Here is an 18316-nt window from a genome sequence, read left to right as displayed (position 1 = left end):
GAGTCGACCCGTGCCGACCAACAAGCAGCGCCGGCAGGCCGCCCAGCGCCGCCTGCAGCGCCAGATCGAGCGCCGCGCCGAGCTGCAGCGCAAGCGGCGGCGCAACCTGCTCATCGTGACCGCCGTCGTGGCGGTGCTGGTGGTCGGCGGTGCCGCCTGGCTGATCGCCGGCGTGGGCGGCGGCGACGACACCACGGCCGCCGCCGCCAGCGACACCAGCGCCGCCGCGACCCCCACCGTCGACGGCAGCGACGGCACCTGCGACTTCACCGCCGACGAGACCGGCACCGTCGGCACGCCGCCCGCGGAGGTCGCCACCTCCGGCAAGGTCAACCTGACGATGACCACGAACGACGGTCCGATCGGGCTGGTCCTCGACCAGGCGAACGCCCCGTGCGCCTCGGCCAGCTTCGTCTACCTGACCCAGCAGAAGTTCTTCGACGGCACGCCCTGCCACCGGGAGACCGCCTCCGACGGGCTCAAGGTGCTGCAGTGCGGCGACCCGACCGGCAGCGGCACCGGCGGCCCCGGCTACTCCTTCCCGACCCAGGTGACCGGCACGGAGACCTACCCGCGCGGCACCCTGGCGATGGCCAACAGCGGCTCGGGCACCGACGGCAGCCAGTTCTTCCTCGTCTACGGCGACAGCCAGCTCGACCCGAACTACACCGTCGTCGGCACGATCGACGAGGCGGGCCTGGCGACCCTGGACGCCATCGCCGCCAAGGGCATCGCGAACGGCGCCACCGACGGCGCCCCGGCCGAGCCGGTCACGATCCAGACGATGACGCTCGGTCAGTGAGGACCCGCACCGCGCTCGGGCTGACCGGGTTGCTGGTCGCGCTGGCCGGCTGCTCCAGCAGCATCCAGGGGACGGCGTCCCCCGGCTCCGGCAGCGCGGGCGGTTCGGGCGGCGGCACGGTCGCCTGCGAGTGGACGCCGGACTCGAGCGTGTCGGCCGTGGACGCCGACCAGCCGCCGGAGCAGGTCCCCGCCACGGGCACCGCGACCCTGCGGATGGCCACCGGCCAGGGCGACCTCACGCTGACCCTCGACCAGGCCGGCGCGCCGTGCGCCGCGGCGGCGCTGCTGTCCCTCGCCGGCCAGGGTTTCTTCGACGGCTCGCCGTGCCACCGGGAGACCGACTCCGCCGGCCTGCAGGTGCTGCAGTGCGGCGACCCGACCGGCACCGGCACCGGCGGCCCGCCCTGGAGCTACCCGACCGACGTCGACGGGTCGGAGAGCTATCCGCGCGGCACCGTGGCCATGGCCAACAGCGGGCAGGGCTTCGACGGCAGCCAGTTCTTCCTGGTGTGGGGCGAGGCCCAGCTCACGCCGGACTACACGGTGGTCGGCACGGTGGACGACGCGGGGCTCGCCGTCCTCGACCGGATCGCGGCCAACGGCAACGACGGGGCGAACGGCCCCGGCGACGGCGCGCCGTCCGAGCCGGTGACGATCGACTCGATGCGATGACATCGTCGGCCTACCGGCCGACACCGCGGCCAGGTGCCGTCCCCGACCCGCGTTGAGCCCCGTCGTCCGCTAAGTCACGCGGTGACGCGCTCGACGTCGAAGACGCCCTCGACGTTGCGCACCGTCTGCAGCACCGCGCCGAGGTGCGCGGGGTCGGCCAGCTCGAAGGTGAACCGGCTGATCGCCACGCGGTCGCGGCTGGTCTGCACCGACGCCGACAGGATGTTCACCCGCTCGTCGGCCAGCGCCTTGGTGACGTCGGAGAGCAGCCGGTGCCGGTCCAGGGCCTCCACCTGGATCGCGACCAGGAACACCGAGCCGGGGGCGCTGGCCCACTCGACCTCGACCAGCCGTTCGGGCTTGCGCTGCAGGTCCTCGGCGTTGGTGCAGTCGGTGCGGTGCACGCTGACGCCGCCGCCGCGCGTGACGAACCCGAGGATGTCGTCGCCGGGCACCGGGGTGCAGCACTTGGCGAGCTTGGCCCAGACGTCGGCCATCCCGTGCACGATCACTCCGGGGTCGCCGCCGGCGGGACGGCGGGTGATCGGCCGCCGCATCGGGATGGTCGTCTCGGCGATGTCCTCGACCGCGCCCTCGGTGCCGCCGAGCGCCGTCATCAGCTTGTCGACGATCGAGGCCGCGGAGACCTGGTTCTCCCCCACCGCCGCGTAGAGCGCGGTGACGTCGGCGAAGTGCAGGTCCTTGGCCAGCGTCGAGAGCGCCTCCCCGCCGAGCAGCCGCTGCAGCGGCAGGCCCGCCTTGCGCATCGCGCGGGTCAGCGCCTCCTTTCCGGCCTCGACGGCGTCCTCGCGGCGCTCCTTGGTGAACCACTGCCGGATCTTGGTCCGGGCGCGGGAGGAGCCGACGAACGACAGCCAGTCCTGCGACGGGCCGGCGGTCGGCGACTTCGACGTGAAGATCTCGACGACGTCGCCGTTGGACAGCTTGCTCTCCAGCGACACCAGCGCGCCGTTGACCCGGGCCCCGATGGTGCGGTGCCCGACCTCGGTGTGCACCGCGTAGGCGAAGTCGACCGGCGTGGACCCGCCGGGCAGGCTGATGACATCGCCCTTCGGCGTGAAGACGAAGACCTCCTGCGGGCCGAGGTCGTAGCGCAGCGTCTCCAGGAACTCGCCGGGCTCCTGCGCCTCGCGCTGCCAGTCCAGCAGCTGGCGCAGCCACAGCATGTCGTCGGGCGTGCCGGGCTTCGGGGCGCCGAACTCGCCGGGCACGGGCTTGCCGCCGGCGCGCGCCTTCTCCTTGTACTTCCAGTGCGCGGCGATGCCGTACTCGGCGGTGCGGTGCATGTCGTGCGTGCGGATCTGCAGCTCGACCGGCTTGCCCTGCGGACCGATCACCGTCGTGTGCAGCGACTGGTACATGTTGAACTTCGGCATCGCGATGAAGTCCTTGAACCGGCCCGGGACCGGCTGCCAGTGCGCGTGCATGATGCCGAGCGCCGCGTAGCAGTCGCGCACCGAGTCGACCAGGATCCGGATGCCGACCAGGTCCCAGATGTCGGTGAAGTCCCGGCCGCGGACGATCATCTTCTGGTAGATCGAGTAGTAGTGCTTGGGCCGGCCGGTGACGACCGCCTCGATCTTCGCCGCCCGCAGCTGGTCGGTCACCGACGTGGTGACCTCGGCCAGGTAGGTGTCACGGGACGGCGCCCGCTCGGCGACCAGGCGGACGATCTCGTCGTACCGCTTCGGGTAGAGGGTCGCGAACGCGAGGTCCTCGAGCTCCCACTTGATCGTGTTCATGCCCAGCCGGTGCGCCAGCGGGGCGAGGACCTCCAGCGTCTCGCGCGCCTTCTTCTCCTGCTTCTCCGGCGGGAGGAAGCGCAGCGTGCGCATGTTGTGCAGCCGGTCGGCCAGCTTGATGACCAGCACACGCGGGTCGCGGGCCATCGCGACGATCATCTTGCGGATCGTCTCGGCCTGGGCGGCGTCCCCGAGCTTGACCTTGTCGATCTTGGTGACGCCGTCGACCAGGTGCGCGACCTCGGGGCCGAAGTCGGCGGTGATCGCCTCGAGCGTGGCGCCGGTGTCCTCGACGGTGTCGTGCAGCAGCGCGGCCACCAGCGTGGTGGTGTCCATGCCCAGCCCGGCGAGGATCGTCGCCACCGCCAGCGGGTGGGTGATGTAGGGGTCGCCGCTCTTGCGCCGCTGGTCGGCGTGCGCGGCCTCGGCCACGTCGTAGGCCCGCTGCAGCAGCGCGAGATCGGCCTTGGGATGGCTCTGCCGGTGCAGGGCCGCGAGCGGCTCCAGCACCGGACGCACCAGCCCGCTGCGCTGGCCGGCCACGATCCGCCGGGCGAGCCGGTCGCGGACCCGGCGGCGGGGCACCTCGTTCTCGGCGCGCGGCTCGGCCGCGACGTCGTCCGGACGGCGGACCGCGGGGCGGTCGGGCAGCGGCTGGCGCCTCGGCGCGGCGGGTGCCTCCGCGGCCGCGGGTACCGCGCCGGGGGTGTCCTTCTCGCCCGGCGGCGACGCCGCGCCCGGCCGGGCGGCGGCCGCGTTGGCGGCGGCTACGTCGGGGGCCACGGCGACTCCTGCGGGGCGGAGGAGGGAGAAACCTGGGTCCATGCTAGCCGTGCGACACGCCGGAGGGCCCGGTCGCCGGGGAACGTCTCCCCCGCCGGAGGCGGCTCAGGTGGTCCACAGGGCGTGGACGGCGTGCGGGGCGATCCGCTCGCGGCCGCCCAGCGCGGAGAGCTCGATGACCACGGATACCGCGGTCACCACGCCGCCCAGCTGCTCGACCAGGGCGATCGCGGCGGCGAGGGTCCCTCCGGTGGCCAGCACGTCGTCGACGACGAGCACGCGCTGCCCCGGGCGGATGGCGTCCGTGTGCAGTTCGAGCGTGGCGGTGCCGTACTCGAGGGCGTAGTCCGCGGACACGGACTCCCGCGGCAGCTTGCCGGCCTTGCGGACCGGCACGACGCCCACGCCGACCTCCAGCGCGACCGCGGCGGCGAGCAGGAACCCGCGCGCCTCGACCCCGGCCACCAGGTCGTAGCCCGGATCGCCCGCGCCGCACGGGCCGGCGACGGCCGCCGCGCGCGGATCCGACAGCGCCGGGGCGGCCAGCCCCTCCACCATCCGGCGGAACACCACGGGATCGGCGAACACCGGGGTCAGGTCGCGGAAGACGACCCCGGGGGTCGGGAAGTCCGGGACGTCGACGGCGATCCCGGCGATGAGGGCGTCGAGCGCCTCGCCCCGGGACTCACCCGACGGAACGCTCACCGGCGCCTCTTGCCGCCACGGTTGCCCGGCCGCTGCGGCTTGGCGCCCGGCCGGGGCGCCGCGGTCGCGGCGCTGCCGGACTCGGGCCGCACCGACGACGGCGACTCGATCACCACGTCGGCCTCCACGCGGTCCGGCAGCTCGCCCTCCCGGTCGGCGACCGCGACCGACGACTTCCCGGCGGCCCGCGGCGCCGCGCCGCCGCGGCGGGCGCTGGCGACCGCCGTCCGGCCGCCGCCGGCGGCGCGGGCCTCGGCCTGGCGGGCCGCCGCGGAGCGCCGGGCGAGCACCCGCTTGCGCAGCTGGGCCTGCTCCGGCTCGCGCTCCTTGAGGTCGGCCGCGATCGGCGTCGCCAGGAAGATCGACGAGTAGGCGCCGGCGGCGAGGCCGACGAAGAGCACCAGCGCGAGGTCCTTGAGCGTGCCGACGCCGAGCAGCCCGGCGCCCACGAACAGCAGGCCGGCGACCGGCAGCAGCGCGATGATCGAGGTGTTGATCGACCGCATCAGCGTCTGGTTGACCGCGAGGTTGGCCGCCTCGCCCCACGTCATGCGGGCGCTGGTCGCCAGGCCCTTGGTGTTCTCGTCGACCTTGTCGAAGACGACGACGGTGTCGTAGAGCGAGAAGCCGAGGATGGTCAGCAGGCCGATGACCGTGGACGGCGTCACCTCGAAGCCGATGATCGAGTACACGCCGGCGGTGACCAGCAGGTCGTGCAGCAGCGCGATGATCGCCGCGGCCGCCAGCTTCGGCTGGAAGCGGACGGCGAGGAACAGCACGACCGCGACCAGGAAGACCACCAGCGCGATCAGCGCCTGGTCGGTGATGTCCTGGCCCCAGGCCGCGCTGACCGACTGCGGGCTGACCTCCTGGGGCTGCACGCCGGCGGCCTCGGCCACGGCGGCCTGGACGTCGGCCTCCTCGGCATTGGTCAGCTGGCCGGTGCGCAGCAGGATCTCGTTCCCGCCGACCACCTGGGCGCTGGCCACCTCCGCCCCGGCGTCCTCGGCCGCGGTCTGCACGGCGGAGAGCTCCGCGCTCGAGGCCGGCACCCGGAAGCTGTTGCCGCCGGCGAACTCGATGCCGAAGTTGAACCCGCGGAAGACCATCGACAGGATGCAGACGAGGACGATGGCCGCGGTGATCCGGTAGATCAGCTTGCTCTTGCCGACGACGTCGAGTCCGGCCTCGCCGTTGTAGAGCCGGTGCGCCAGCGAGGCCTTGCGCTGGGGAGCGCGGCGCCGCCGGCCGCCCTCCTCCTCGTGCGGCAGACCGGCGTCGTCGAGCGCCGCGTCGTCGGCGGCACCGGCCGCGTCGTCGAGGACCGCATCGGCGTCGGTCGCCTCGTCGGCGTCGCTGCCCACCGGCACGTCGACGTCGTCGACGTCCTGGGTCTCGCGGCGGGTCATGCCTTGCTCCTGTTCTGGGCGCGGGACGCGGAGGTCCCGGCGCCGACCAGATCCCGCTCGGCCGCCGCCGGGCGGGGCGCGTGCCCGGCCCGGTCGACCTGGCCCAGGCCGGAGAACCGGCTGCTGCCGAACGAGCGGAAGCGCGACAGCACGGCCAGCAGCGGATGTGTGAAGAGGAAGACGACGATCAGGTCCAGGACCGTGGAGATGCCCAGCGTGAACGCGAAGCCCTTCACGTCGCCGATCGCCAGGATGTAGAGGATCGCGGCGGCGAGGAAGCTGACCGCGTCCGCGGACAGGATCGTCCGCCGGGCGCGGACCCAGGCCCGCGGGACGGCCGAGCGCAGGCTGCGGCCCTCCCGGATCTCGTCCTTGATCCGTTCGAAGTAGACGACGAACGAGTCGGCCGTGATGCCGATCGCGACGATGAACCCGGCGATGCCGGCCAGGCTCAGCGTGAAGCCGATCTCCCGGCCGAGCAGCACGAGGCTGGCGTAGACGACCACCGCGGACATGATCAGGCTGGCGATCATCACCAGACCGAGCAGGCGGTAGTAGACCAGCGCGTAGACGAAGACCAGCGCGACGCCGATGGCGCCCGCGATGAGCCCCGCCTTGAGCTGCTCGGCGCCGAGCTCGGTGGAGATCGACTGCGCGGTCGCCTGCGTGAACGTCAGCGGCAGGGCGCCGTACTTGAGCTGGTTGGCCAGCTCGGTCGCGCTCTGCTGGTCGAAGCTGCCGGTGATCGTCGTCTGGCCGTTGATCGCCCCCTGGATGGTGGGCGCGGAGATGACCCGGCCGTCCAGGGTGAACGCGACGTTCTTCCCCACGTTCGCGGCGGTGTAGTTCGCCCACGTCGTGCGGCCCTCGGACTTGAAGTCGAGCAGGACGACCCACTCGCCGGTGGTCTGCTGCGTGCCGGCGCTGGCGTCGTCGATCTCGGTGCCCTCGATGATCGTGGGGCCGAGCAGGTACTTCGCGGTGCCGTCCGCGCTGCAGGCCGCGACGTAGTCGTCGGGGCGGGCGGTCTCGCCGGTGGGGTCCTCGGCGTCGCAGGTCAGCGTCGCGTAGGCCGCGGCCGCCTCCTCCTGCGTCACCGGCGGCGCGTCCGGGTCGGGGGCGGTCGAGTCCCCGGCCGCCCCGCTGGAGGACGCCGCCGCGCTGTCCGTCGGCGTGGCCGCGGCGCTGTCCGTCGGGGTCGCCGCGGCGCTGTCGGTGGGCGTGGCCCCCGCGCTGTCGGTGGGCGTGGCGCTGTCCGTGGTGGCCGGCGCGGCGGCCTCCGGTCCCTGGATCACCGGGCGGAAGCGCAGCTGGGCGGTGGCGCCCAGCTCACGGGCCTGCTCCCCGTTGTCGCCCGGCACCGAGATCACGATGTTGGAGTCGCCCTCGGTGACGACCTCGGCCTCGGCGACGCCGAGACCGTTGACCCGCTGCTCGATGATCTGGCGGGCGAGCTCGAGGTCCTCCTTGGCCGGCGCGTTCCCGTTCGGGGTGCGCGCCGTCAGGGTGACGGTGGTGCCGCCGCGCAGGTCCAGGCCCAGCTGCGGGGTCCGGGTGTCGCCGGCGAAGAAGATCAGGGCGTACATCCCGGCGATGATCAGCAGGAGCGCGGCGAAGTAGCGCCGCGCTGGGAGCTGACGGTTGGCCACGGGGGTCCTCCGGGTCAGCGGGGGCCGTCGGCCGGACGCCCGTCGGCGCCGGCGTCGTCACCCGGGAACTCCGGGCCGACCGTGCCGCCCGGGATCTCGCCGGCGGGCTTGCGCACCTCGAGGACCGCCTGCTGGGCGAAGGTGACCACGACGCCGGGGGCGATCTCGAGGTCCACGGTGGTGTCACCCTTGGCGACGACCGTGCCGTGCAGGCCGGCGGTGGTCATCACCGGCGTGCCGGGGGCGAGGGAGTCCCGCATCGCCTGCTGCTGGGCCTGCATCCGCTTGCGCTGCCGGGCGGGCAGCACGAACAGCAGGACCGCCGCGAGGGCGAGCAGGATGAGCGGGAAGTACTGCTCCATGACGAGTGCTGTGCCTCTCTACCGCGCAGCGTCTCCGCGGTGGGTGCGCCCCCGCGGATCGGGGACGCTCGGGTGCGTCCAGGTGCGACGCGCGGTCCGTGCGGCTCGGCGCGACCGGGCAGGACGCGCGCGGCCGCGGCCGGACGAGTTGCGCGCCAGCGATTCGTGAGTCTAGGCGTCGAACAGCGTCTCTGACGACGACCCTGGGGTCTGTGGGACCCCTGGGAGGGAGCCGAGGATCCCCGCGCCGCGCGGCACGGGATGGCCGAGGTGCCGCCAGGCCGCCTCGGTGGCCACCCGCCCACGCGGCGTGCGCGCCAGCAGGCCGGCCCGCACGAGGAAGGGCTCGCAGACCTCCTCGACGGTGTTGGGCTCCTCCCCCACGGCGACCGCGAGCGTGGCGACGCCGACCGGCCCGCCGCCGAACTTGGTCACCAGCGCGTCGAGCACCGAGCGGTCGAGCCGGTCCAGGCCCAGCTCGTCGACGTCGTAGAGCGCCAGGGCCGCGCGGGCGACCTCGCGGGTGACCCGGCCGTCGGCCTTGACCTCGGCGAAGTCGCGGACCCGGCGCAGCAGCCGGTTGGCGATCCGGGGTGTGCCGCGGGAGCGCCGGGCGATCTCCTCCGAGCCCTCCCCGGTCAGCTCCACGCCGAGCAGCGCCGCGCTGCGGGACAGCACCAGCTGCAGCTCGGCCGGCTCGTAGAACTCCATCTGCCCGACGAAGCCGAACCGGTCGCGCAGGGGGCCCGTGAGCAGGCCCGCTCGGGTGGTGGCGCCGACGAGGGTGAACGGGCTGATCTCCAGCGGGATCGCGGTCGCGCCCGGTCCCTTGCCGACGACGACGTCGACGCGGAAGTCCTCCATCGCCATGTACAGCAGCTCTTCGGCCGGCCGGGCGATGCGGTGGATCTCGTCGATGAACAGCACGTCGCCGGGGCCGAGGTTGGACAGCATCGCGGCGAGGTCCCCGGAGCGCTCGATCGCCGGGCCGCTGGTGATCTTGACCGAGGTGCCGAGCTCGCTGCCGATGATCAGCGCGAGGCTGGTCTTGCCCAGCCCGGGCGGGCCGGAGAGCAGCACGTGGTCCGGCGGGCGGCCGCGCCGCTTGGCGCCCTCGAGCACGAGGTCGAGCTGGCGGGCCACCTTGGGCTGGCCGATGAAGTCGGCCAGCGAGTGCGGCCGCAGCGCCGACTCGACGACCCGCTCCTCGTCGCCGGCCCCGCCTGACATCGACGAGGCCGACACCGAGAAGTCCCGGCCGTACCCCTCGGCCAGCTCGGCCGACATCGGGATGTCGAAGGGGTTGCTCATGAGCGGCCCAGCATCTGCAGCGCCTGCCGCAGCAGGACGGCGACCTGCACGCCGCCGTTCGCGGCCTGCTCCTCGGCGACCGGCTCGAGCGCGGTCACCGCCGAGTCGGCCTCACGGCCGCTCCAGCCCAGACCCACCAGGGCAGCCGACAGCTGGTCCCGCCACGGGGCCACCGGGGTGACCGAGGGCAGGCCGGCCGCGGGGGCGCCGTCGAGCTGGGTGTCGACGGTGGTGGAGCCGAGCCGGTCGCGCAGCTCCAGCACCAGGCGCTCGGCGCCCTTCTTGCCGATGCCGGGCACCTGCATGAGCGCCTTGAGGTCGCCCATGGACACGGCGCGCCGCACCTCGCGGGGCGGGTGGATGGCGAGCACCGCCTGCGCCAGCCGCGGGCCGACGCCGTTGGCGGTCTGCAGCAGCTCGAAGAGCTGGCGCTCGTCGTCGTCGGCGAAGCCGTAGAGGGTCAGCGAGTCCTCGCGGACGACGAGGCTGGTGGACAGCCGCGCCTGCTCCCCCACCTGCAGCCGGGCGATCGTGCCGGGCGTGCACTGCACCGCCAGCCCGACGCCGCCGACCTCGACGACGGCGCCGTCCGGCGACACGGCCGCGACCCGGCCGTTCACGCTGGCGATCACCGGGACACCCCCGTCCAGCGCGGCAGCGTCCGCGCGCCGGGCATCGGGGCGCCGATCCCGCCGGCCAGCGCCGCGGTCCGCAGCCGCTGCTGCGCCGGGGCGCGCCACACGTGGCAGATGGCCAGGGCCAGCGCGTCGGCGGCGTCGGCGGGCTTGGGCGCGGCCGCGAGGCCGAGGACCCGGGTGACCATGAGCGTGACCTGCTCCTTGTCCGCGCGGCCGTTGCCGGAGATGGCGGCCTTGACCTCGCTGGGGGTGTGCCAGGCGACCGGCCGGTCGGCCTGCGCGGCGGCGAGAGCGGCCACGCCGGCGGCCTGCGCGGTGCCCATCGCCGTCCCCTTGTTGTTCTGGGTGAAGACCCGCTCGATGGCGACCACGTCGGGGCGGTGCTCGCGCAGCAGCGCGGTCACCTGCGTGTGCAGCTCGAGCAGCCGGAGCTCCAGGTCCAGCTCCGCGGAGCTGCGGATCACCCCCACGCCGACCGCGGCCGGCCGGGCGCCGGGGCGGCCGTCGACGATCCCCCACCCGCACCGGGTGAGGCCGGGGTCGATGCCGAGGACCCGCATGGACGCGCCTCCCACAGTGAGCCGAACGGGTGTTCGACCCACGCTAACCGTCCTCCACGACGAGGCGGCGGCGCAACACGCGTCAGGCGTCGACCTTCTCCAGCACGTCGTCGCTCACGTCGTAGTTGGCGTAGACGTTCTGCACGTCGTCGCAGTCCTCGAGGGCGTCGATCAGGCGGAAGACCTTGCCCGCGCCGTCCTCGTCGAGCTCGACCGTGGTGCTCGGCACGAACCCGGCCTCGGCCGAGTCGTAGTCGATCCCGGCGTCCTGCAGCGCGGTGCGGACGGCGACCAGGTCGGTCGGCTCGCTGATCACCTCGAAGGTGTCGCCGAGGTCGCGGACCTCCTCGGCGCCGGCGTCCAGGACGGCCAGGAGGACCGCGTCCTCGTCGGTCTCGCCGCTCTCCTGCGCCTTGGGGACGACGATGACGCCCTTGCGGGAGAACAGGTAGGACACCGAGCCCGGGTCGGCCATCGAGCCGCCGTTGCGGGTCATCGCCGTGCGCACCTCGGAGGCGGCGCGGTTGCGGTTGTCGGTGAGGCACTCGATGAGCACGGCCACGCCGCCGGCGGCGTAGCCCTCGTACATGATCGTCTGCCAGTCCGCCCCGCCGCCCTCGGCGCCGGACCCGCGCTTGACCGCGCGGTCGATGTTGTCGTTGGGGACCGAGGACTTCTTCGCCTTCTGGATGGCGTCGTAGAGCGTCGGGTTGCCCGCCGGGTCGCCGCCGCCGGTGCGCGCCGCGACCTCGATGTTCTTGATGAGCTTGGCGAAGAGCTTGCCGCGCTTGGCGTCGATCGCGGCCTTCTTGTGCTTCGTCGTCGCCCACTTGGAATGGCCGCTCACGAGTCCTCCTCTGCGCCGGCGACCTCGCCGGCGGTCTCTCGAGCCAGATGGGCACGGACGATGTCCGCGAACAGCGCGTGCACCCGGCGGTCCCCGGTCAGCTCGGGGTGGAAGCTGGTGGCCACCAGATTCCCCTGGCGGACGGCGACGATCCTACCGTCGGCCGGTCCGCCCACGACCCGAGCGAGCACCTGCACGCCCTCGCCGGCCTCCTCGACCCACGGCGCCCGGATGAACACCGCGTGCACCGGCGCCCCGCCGAGGCCCTCGAACCCGAGGTCGGCCTCGAAGCTGTCCACCTGCCGGCCGAAGGCGTTGCGGCGCACGGTGGCGTCCAGCCCGCCGATCGTCTGCTGGCCGGGAGGCGCGTCCAGCAGGCGGTCGGCCAGCAGGATCATCCCGGCGCACGAGCCGTAGACCGGCAGCCCGCCGGCGACGGCCTTGCGCAGCGGGTCGAGCAGCCCGAACCGGTCGGCCAGCTTCCCGATCGTGGTCGACTCCCCGCCGGGCAGCACCAGCCCGTCGACGGCGTCGAGCTCCTCGGGACGGCGCACCGGCACCGCCTCGGCGCCCTGGGCGCGCAGGACCGCGAGGTGCTCGCGGACGTCGCCCTGCAGCGCGAGCACCCCCACGACGGGACGGCGCGAGGCTGGCCTGGACACGATCGTCCAGGCTACGGCGATCCGGGCCGGACGCGGACGCCGGTCGGCAGGCCGCCGCGTCAGGCGAGGACGGCGGCCTCCTCCTGGGGCGACGCGGTCAGGCGCTCGCCGTCCACCCAGACCCCGGCGACGTCGGCCGGGGAGCCGAGCGCGAAGGTCTTGGCCAGGGCATCCTCGGCGTCGACGGCGTGCCGCAGCGCGACGGCCAGCGTGCTGCCGGCGCGCGGCCGCAGCCACACCGCGTCGAACCTTCGACCGGCCCCGAGGTCGCCGACGTCCGCCAGCTGCAGCGCCTCGGCGCCCGCCGACGTCGCCAGGTACAGCAGGTGCGCCGGGGTGAGCGGGACGCCGTCCTCCCCCGACAGCTGCTGCACGAAGTAGGCCTGCAGGCCCTCCTTGAGCAGCGAGAACCCCGTGCCGGCCCCGACGTCGGACCCCAGCGCGACCCGCACGCCCGAGTCGAGGTGCCGCTTGAGCGGGAACAGGCCGCTGCCCAGCGCGGCGTTGCTGGTCGGGCAGTGCGCCACGGTGGCGCCGCGGTCGGCCAGGCAGGTCAGCTCCACCTCGGTCGGGTGCACGTTGTGCGCCAGCACGCTGCGCCGGCCGAGCAGGCCGGTCCGGTCGTAGGTGTCGACGTAGCCGCACCCGTCGAAGAGTTGCGCGACCGTCGCGATCTCCACCGCGTTCTCGTTGACGTGCGAGGTGAAGAAGGCGCCGTCCACGTCGGAGAGCAGGGAGCGGCAGGAGTCCAGCAGCGGCTCGTCGCAGGAGAGGGAGAACCGCGGGGTGACCGCGTAGCGGGTCCGGCCGGTGCCGTGCCAGCGCCGCGCCAGCGCCAGGCCCTCGTCGTAGGCGCGCTGGGGTGTGGTCAGCAGCTCGTCCCGCAGCAGCCGGTCGCTGACGACGAGGCCGCCGGTGATCCGCAGGCCGGTCCGGGTGGCCTCGGCGAACAGCGCGTCGACTGCGGGGGCGAAGTGGGCGCCGAACACCAGCGCCGACGTCGTCCCCGCCTGGACCAGCCCGGCGACGAAGTCCGCGGCCACGGCCTCCGCGTAGGAACGGTCGGCCAGCCGGGCCTCCTCCGGCAGCGCGCAGCGTTCGAGCCACTGCAGCAGCGGCATGCCGAGCCCGCCGATCGCCCGGACCTGCGGGAAGTGCACGTGGGTGTCCACGAAGCCGGGCAGCAGCAGGCCCTCGCGCAGGTCGACGACCTCGTCGCCGGGATACCGCGCGGTCAGCGCGGCGAAGGGACCGCGGTCGGCGATCACCCCGTCGCGCACGCGCAGGCCGGCGTCCGCCTCGGCCCGCAGCGCGCCCCCGGCGAACGGGTTCTGCGGGGTGTCGAGGACGGTGGCGCGGAACAGCGTCATGACTCGTCCCTCCCGGCGGCGGGCTCCAGGCGGGCGCCGGCCGCCTCCCGCTCGAGCCGCTCGACCAGCGCCGCCGCCACGCCGATCGCGATCGTCGACGGGTCCTTGCCGGTCAGGCCCGGCAGGCCGATCGGCGAGGTGATCCGGTCGATCGCCGCGTCCGGCTGGCCCTCGTCGGCGAGCTTGCGGCGGAAGCGGGCCCACTTGGGCGCCGAGCCGATCAGCCCGATCGAGCCGAGGCCGGGGGTCCGCAGGGCGGCGTCGCAGAGCGCGAAGTCCTCGGCGTGGTCGTGGGTCATGATCAGCACGTGCGCGCCGGGCGGCAGCTCGGCCAGCACCAGCTCCGGCAGCACCGGCACGTCGTGGGCGTGCACCGAGGCCACCGCGTCGGCCAGCACGCCGAGCCGCTCCGCGGTGAGCTGCTCCGGCCGCGAGTCCACCAGGTGCAGGTCCAGGTCGCGCCGGGCGAGGATCCGCGCGAGCTCGAGACCCACGTGGCCGACCCCGAAGACGGCGACGGCGGGCACGACCGGCAGCGGCTCCAGCAGCAGCGTGACCTCGCCGCCGCAGCACTGGACGCCGTGCTGGTAGGGCGCCTTGTCCGACAGCGCCACCGTCAGGAGCTCGGGCTCTCCCCCGGCGCCCTCGAGCATCGCGCGGGCACGGGCGATCGCGACCGCCTCCAGGTTGCCCCCGCCGACCGTGCACCACGTGCGGTCCGCGGTGACGACCATCTTGGCGCCGGCCTCCCGGGGGGCGTGGCCGCGGACCGCCGCCACGGTGACCAGCACCCCCCGGCGCCGGGAGGCGCGCAGCTCCGCGACCGCCGTCGTCCAGTGCATGGCGACGTCCTCAGGTCCGGGTGAGCGTCTGCTGGGCCCGCTCCGAGAACGGCACCATCGGCGGCGCGTCCGGACCCGGCTGGTCCGGCACGACCCCGGGAGCCCCCACGGCGACGTGCCCGTGCTCGGTGCTCCGGCGGGCCTGCTCGACCGCCCAGTAGACGGCCTCCGGCGTCGCCGGTGAGGCCAGGTCCACCGACAGCCCCGGGGACCCGAACGCCGCGGCGGCCTGGCGCAGCGCCTCGCGCACCGAGAAGGCGAGCATCAGCGGCGGCTCCCCCACCGCCTTGGAGCCGTACACCGCGCCCTCCTCGGTCGCGTTCGGCAGCAGCGTCACGTTGAAGACCTCGGGCATCTCCGAGAAGCTCGGCAGCTTGTAGGTGCTGGCCGCCTGCGTGCTGAGCCGCCCGCGGTTCGGTCCGTCGCTCTCGTCCCACCGCAGGTCCTCGAGGGTGAGCCAGCCGGCGCCCTGCACGAAGCCGCCCTCGATCTGCCCGACGTCCACCAGCGGCGACAGGGAGTCGCCGACGTCGTGCACGATGTCGACCCGCCGGGTGCGGTAGGCGCCGGTGAAGCCGTCGATCTCCACCTCCGACGCCGCGGCGCCGTAGGCGAAGTACTTGAACGGCTCGCCGAGCATCCGCGACGAGTCCCAGTGCAGGCCCTCGGTCCGGTAGAAGCCCGCCGCCCACAGCTGGACCCGCTGGAAGTACGCCTGGCGGACGACGTCCTCCCAGGGGATCCGCTCGCTGGCGAAGGCCACCCCGCGCACCAGGCCGTCGCCGAAGCGGACGTCGGCCGCGGCCACCCCGAGCCGCTCGGCCGCGACCTGCGCCAGCCGGCCCCGGATCTGCTCGCAGGCGTTCTTGACCGCCGCCCCGTTGAGGTCGGCGCCGGAGCTGGCCGCGGTGGCGGAGGTGTTGGGCACCTTGTCGGTGCGGGTCGGGGCGAGCCGCACCCGCTGCAGCGGCACGCCCAGCGTCGTCGCCGCGACCTGGAGCATCTTGGTGTGCAGGCCCTGCCCCATCTCGGTGCCGCCGTGGTTGATCAGGACCGAGCCGTCCTTGTAGACGTGCACCAGCGCGCCGGCCTGGTTGAAGGCGGTCAGGTTGAACGAGATGCCGAACTTGACCGGCGTGACCGCCAGCCCCCGCTTGGTGTGCGGGTGCGCGGCGTTGAACGCGGCGATCTCCCGCTGGCGGTCCTCGAAGTCGCTGCCCTCGAGCACCCGCTGCCAGATGGCCTGCAGCCGCTCGGGGTGCCGCACCGGCATGCCGTACGGCGTGGTGTGGCCGGCCGCGTAGAAGTTGCGCCGGCGCAGGGTGGCTGCGTCGAGGCCCAGCAGCGGGGCGCACCGGCCGAGGATGTCCTCGATCACGATCATCCCCTGGGGGCCGCCGAACCCGCGGAACGCGGTCTGCGAGGTCTTGTTGGTCTTCGCGATCCGGCCGTTCACCCGGACGTTCGGGATCCAGTAGGCGTTGTCGATGTGGCACAGCGCGCGGGCGAGCACGGGCTCGGACAGGTCCAGGCTCCAGCCGCCGTCCGAGGTGAGCGTCGCGTCCAGCGCCTGCAGCCGGCCGGACTCGTCGAAACCGACCCGCCACCGGGCGAGGAAGCCGTGCCGCTTGCCGGACATGGTCATGTCCTGCGTGCGGTTGAGCCGCAGCCGGACCGGCCGGCCGGTGAGGGTGGCGCCGAGGGCCGCGACGGCGGCGAACCCGTGCGGCTGCATCTCCTTGCCGCCGAAGCCGCCGCCCATCCGCAGGCACTGCACGGTGACCTGGGAGTTGGTCAGCCCCAGCACGTGCGCCACGATCTCCTGGGTCTCCGACGGGTGCTGCGTGCTGCTCTGCACGAACACCTGGCCGTTCTCGTCGACGTGCGCCAGGGCGCAGTGCGTCTCCAGGTAGAAGTGCTCCTGCCCGGCGAACTCCAGCTCGCCGCTGAACACGTGCGCCGCGCCGGCGAGGCCGGCCTCGACGTCCCCGCGCTCCATGTGCGGCTGCCCGCCCTGGAAGCTGCCGGCGGCGATCGCCTCCCGCACGGTGATCAGGGAGGGCAGCGGCTCCACCTCGACCTCGACGGCCAGGGCGCCCAGCCGGGCCGCCTCGAGCGACTCGGCGAGCACCCAGCACACGGCGTGGCCGTGGAACATGACCTCGTCGGGGAACAGCGGTTCGTCGTGCTTGACCCCGGCGTCGTTGACCCCGGGGACGTCGGCGGCGGTCAGCACGCGGACCACGCCGGGGACGTCGTACGCCGGCTCGGTCCGCAGCGCCGTGACCCGGGCGCGCGCCTGCAGCACCTGGACCGGCCAGGCGTGCAGCACGTCCTTGGTCCGCTCGACCAGGTCGTCGGTGTAGAGCGCCTCGCCCGTGACGTGCAAGGCGGCGCTCTCGTGCGGGACGGCCCGGCCCACGACCGGGTCGCCGGGCCGCTCGGACAGGGCGCTCATGCCCTCACCTCCGGGTGCTCGGAGAACAGCTTGTGCAGGGACTGGCCCAACATCGCCGCCCGGTAGGCGGCGCTGGACCGGTGGTCGTCGAGCGGGGTGCCCTCGCCGGCCAGCACCTCCGCCGCGCCGCGCACCGTCTCCTCGGTCCAGGGCCGGCCGGTGAGCGCCGCCTCGGTGTCCCGCGCCCGCAGCGGGGTGGCGGCGACCCCGCCGAGCCCGATCGCGGCACGCCGGACGACGCCGTCGGTCACGTCCAGGGCGAACGCGACGGCGACGCTGGAGATGTCGTCGAAGCGCCGCTTGGCGGCCTTGGTGAAGGCGACCAGCCCGGCCGCGGGCAGCGGGATCCGGACGGCGCGGATGAGCTCGTCCGGCCGTCGCACGCTGCGCCGGTAGCCGGTGAAGTAGTCGGCCAGCGCGACCTCGCGGTCACCCTCGAGCGAGGTCAGGACGACGACGGCGTCCAGCGCGAGCAGCGCCGGCGTGGTGTCGCCGATCGGCGAGCCGGTGCCGAGGTTGCCGCCGATCGTGGCGCCGTTGCGGATCAGCCGGGAGGCGAACTGCGGCCAGACCTCGTCCAGCAGCGGCAGCCGCCCCTCCAGCCGGGCCTCGATCTCGGACAGGCTCAGCGCCGCGCCGATCTCGATCGCCGACGCCGAGACGTCGAACCCGCGCAGCTCGGGCAGGCGGTCGATGGCCACCACGAGCGGGGCCCGCACCCCGCGCAGGTTCACCTCGACGCCCCAGTCGGTGGAGCCGGCCAGGAGGACCGCCTCCGGCCGCTCGGCCACGACCCGCAGGGCCCCGGCGAGGTCGGCCGGCCGGACGAACTCCGCGCCGTCGGCCGCCAGCCGGGTCGCGGTCACGGCGGGCGGCGGCTGGCCACGCCGGGCCGCCAGCGGGTCGGCGTCCGCGGGCGCGCCGAGCGCGAACGCGGCGTCCTTGATCGGCCGGTAGCCGGTGCAGCGGCAGAGGTTGCCGGAGAGGGCGTGCAGGTCGAAGCCGTTCGGGCCGTGCAGGTGGTCCGCCCCGTTGCCCCTGTGCCCGTTGCCGCTGGGCCCGTCGGAGCCGGCCGGTGACCGGGCCGGGCGGTAGTACTCGGCCGCCATGCTGCACACGAAGCCGGGCGTGCAGTAGCCGCACTGCGACCCGCCCCGCTCGGCCATCTCCCGCTGCACGGGGTGCAGCGCCGTCGAGGTGCCCAGGCCCTCGGCGGTCACGAGTTCCTGACCGTCGAAGGCCGCGACGGGGACCAGGCAGGCGTTGAGCGCCGTCCACTCCGTCGGGGTGGACCGGCCCGGACGCGCCACGAGGACGGAGCACGCGCCGCACTCCCCCTCGGCGCACCCCTCCTTGGCCCCGACGAGGCCGCGCGCCCGCAGCCAGTCGAGCGCGGTGGTGTGCGGTGCGACGCCGTCGATCGGCATCGACCGGCCGTTCACGGTGACGGCTGGCGATTCCATGAGGTGCTGCTCCCGTCT

The 18316-nt window shown here is 74.3% G+C and carries 16 protein-coding genes; 2 read left to right on the top strand and 14 right to left on the bottom strand.

The window, feature by feature from the left end; all coding sequences use genetic code 11:
- The first annotated feature begins 10 nt into the window (after nt 1-10).
- Both AB3388_RS12210 and AB3388_RS12205 read left to right on the top strand, forming a co-directional pair.
- Nucleotides 11-802 carry a peptidylprolyl isomerase gene (locus tag AB3388_RS12210; protein WP_495411037.1) on the top strand — a complete coding sequence of 264 codons (792 nt, stop codon included), beginning with the start codon at nt 11-13 and terminating at the stop codon, nt 800-802.
- Nucleotides 799-1476 (top strand): peptidylprolyl isomerase, encoded by a 678-nt coding sequence (locus AB3388_RS12205; protein WP_495411036.1) that lies wholly within the window; start codon nt 799-801, stop codon nt 1474-1476. The genes AB3388_RS12210 and AB3388_RS12205 overlap by 4 nt, the downstream gene beginning before the upstream one ends.
- A gap of 74 nt (nt 1477-1550) precedes the next feature.
- On the opposite strand, the gene AB3388_RS12200 is transcribed toward AB3388_RS12205, so the two are convergent.
- The 14 genes from AB3388_RS12200 to AB3388_RS12135 all read right to left on the bottom strand — a co-directional run bounded on the left by AB3388_RS12200 (nt 1551) and on the right by AB3388_RS12135 (nt 18298).
- Nucleotides 1551-4022, bottom strand: a complete 2472-nt coding sequence (locus AB3388_RS12200) for a RelA/SpoT family protein (RefSeq protein ID WP_495411035.1) — start codon at nt 4020-4022, stop codon at nt 1551-1553.
- Nucleotides 4023-4127: 105 nt separating this feature from the next.
- Entirely contained in the window at nt 4128-4727 is a 600-nt protein-coding gene (locus AB3388_RS12195) for an adenine phosphoribosyltransferase (RefSeq protein WP_495411034.1), read from the bottom strand.
- Nucleotides 4724-6136: a protein translocase subunit SecF gene (gene secF / locus AB3388_RS12190; protein WP_495411033.1), complete on the bottom strand. Its 1413-nt coding sequence runs from the start codon at nt 6134-6136 to the stop codon at nt 4724-4726. Before secF ends, AB3388_RS12195 begins: the two co-directional genes overlap by 4 nt.
- Nucleotides 6133-7785 carry a protein translocase subunit SecD gene (secD, locus tag AB3388_RS12185; RefSeq protein ID WP_495411032.1) on the bottom strand — a complete coding sequence of 551 codons (1653 nt, stop codon included), beginning with the start codon at nt 7783-7785 and terminating at the stop codon, nt 6133-6135. The genes secF and secD overlap by 4 nt, the downstream gene beginning before the upstream one ends.
- Nucleotides 7786-7799: 14 nt before the next feature.
- Nucleotides 7800-8147: a preprotein translocase subunit YajC gene (gene yajC, locus AB3388_RS12180; RefSeq protein ID WP_495411031.1), complete on the bottom strand. Its 348-nt coding sequence runs from the start codon at nt 8145-8147 to the stop codon at nt 7800-7802.
- Nucleotides 8148-8318: 171 nt separating this feature from the next.
- Nucleotides 8319-9458: a Holliday junction branch migration DNA helicase RuvB gene (ruvB, locus tag AB3388_RS12175; RefSeq protein ID WP_495411030.1), complete on the bottom strand. Its 1140-nt coding sequence runs from the start codon at nt 9456-9458 to the stop codon at nt 8319-8321.
- Nucleotides 9455-10090 (bottom strand): Holliday junction branch migration protein RuvA, encoded by a 636-nt coding sequence (ruvA, locus tag AB3388_RS12170; protein WP_495411029.1) that lies wholly within the window; start codon nt 10088-10090, stop codon nt 9455-9457. Before ruvA ends, ruvB begins: the two co-directional genes overlap by 4 nt.
- On the bottom strand, nt 10087-10656 hold the full coding sequence (gene ruvC, locus AB3388_RS12165; protein WP_495411028.1) for a crossover junction endodeoxyribonuclease RuvC: 570 nt from the start codon (nt 10654-10656) through the stop codon (nt 10087-10089). Before ruvC ends, ruvA begins: the two co-directional genes overlap by 4 nt.
- A gap of 82 nt (nt 10657-10738) precedes the next feature.
- Nucleotides 10739-11503, bottom strand: coding sequence for a YebC/PmpR family DNA-binding transcriptional regulator (locus AB3388_RS12160; protein WP_495411027.1), 765 nt, complete (start codon nt 11501-11503; stop codon nt 10739-10741).
- Nucleotides 11500-12165, bottom strand: a complete 666-nt coding sequence (gene pdxT, locus AB3388_RS12155) for a pyridoxal 5'-phosphate synthase glutaminase subunit PdxT (RefSeq protein WP_495411026.1) — start codon at nt 12163-12165, stop codon at nt 11500-11502. The genes AB3388_RS12160 and pdxT overlap by 4 nt, the downstream gene beginning before the upstream one ends.
- Nucleotides 12166-12224: 59 nt before the next feature.
- Complete coding sequence (locus tag AB3388_RS12150) at nt 12225-13535, bottom strand: guanine deaminase (RefSeq protein ID WP_495411025.1); 1311 nt, start codon at nt 13533-13535, stop codon at nt 12225-12227.
- Nucleotides 13532-14377, bottom strand: coding sequence for a xanthine dehydrogenase accessory protein XdhC (gene xdhC / locus AB3388_RS12145; RefSeq protein WP_495411024.1), 846 nt, complete (start codon nt 14375-14377; stop codon nt 13532-13534). The genes AB3388_RS12150 and xdhC overlap by 4 nt, the downstream gene beginning before the upstream one ends.
- Nucleotides 14378-14387: 10 nt before the next feature.
- Nucleotides 14388-16835: a xanthine dehydrogenase molybdopterin binding subunit gene (gene xdhB, locus AB3388_RS12140; RefSeq protein ID WP_495411023.1), complete on the bottom strand. Its 2448-nt coding sequence runs from the start codon at nt 16833-16835 to the stop codon at nt 14388-14390.
- On the bottom strand, nt 16832-18298 hold the full coding sequence (locus AB3388_RS12135) for a xanthine dehydrogenase small subunit (RefSeq protein WP_495411022.1): 1467 nt from the start codon (nt 18296-18298) through the stop codon (nt 16832-16834). Before AB3388_RS12135 ends, xdhB begins: the two co-directional genes overlap by 4 nt.
- Nucleotides 18299-18316 lie beyond the last annotated feature (18 nt).

The organism is Geodermatophilus sp. SMS 5-13, from assembly GCF_059428245.1.
This window is presented reverse-complemented; position numbering and strand designations above follow the sequence as displayed.